Annotated in this window: 1 CRISPR repeat array. The window is 55.1% G+C overall.

The window, feature by feature from the left end:
* Positions 1-2 precede the first annotated feature (2 nt).
* Positions 3-623: a CRISPR direct-repeat array (repeat unit 30 nt; unit sequence CAGCCGCCTTCGGGCGGCTGTGTGTTGAAA).

Below are 623 nucleotides of genomic sequence, written 5' to 3'. Positions count from 1 at the left end.
TACAGCCGCCTTCGGGCGGCTGTGTGTTGAAACTCGGGGTGTTTGTACTGCCGATGACTGCCTCGGGTCAGCCGCCTTCGGGCGGCTGTGTGTTGAAACGGGAAGAGAAAGAAAGGATTCGATATGTGCAAGTTCAGCCGCCTTCGGGCGGCTGTGTGTTGAAACACCATTGGTTTGCCAGTTCGTCGATTTTGCTTACTCCAGCCGCCTTCGGGCGGCTGTGTGTTGAAACACTGGGGATATTTATCATATTGATGGTGCAGAATCAGCCGCCTTCGGGCGGCTGTGTGTTGAAACTTGAGAAACGTCATCCACCTGTTCTCTAATGCAGGCAGCCGCCTTCGGGCGGCTGTGTGTTGAAACGTCAAATCAGGCTTAAAGTAGCCTTCCGCTTTGGCAGCCGCCTTCGGGCGGCTGTGTGTTGAAACTTGTTGTGTTTCGCGGTTGTATTCTTTAACCTGCAGCCGCCTTCGGGCGGCTGTGTGTTGAAACACGCTTCGCCTCTTCGACGCTGTCAGCAAATACGGCAGCCGCCTTCGGGCGGCTGTGTGTTGAAACAAGCCCCAGAAACGCCTAAAGAAGTAAAAGCAGACCAGCCGCCTTCGGGCGGCTGTGTGTTGAAA

Source organism: Neisseria sp. HMSC067G12 (assembly GCF_001812725.1).
GTDB lineage: Bacteria > Pseudomonadota > Gammaproteobacteria > Burkholderiales > Neisseriaceae > Neisseria > Neisseria perflava.
The sequence above is the reverse complement of the archived record's forward strand: the minus strand, read 5'-3'. Positions and strand labels throughout refer to the sequence as shown.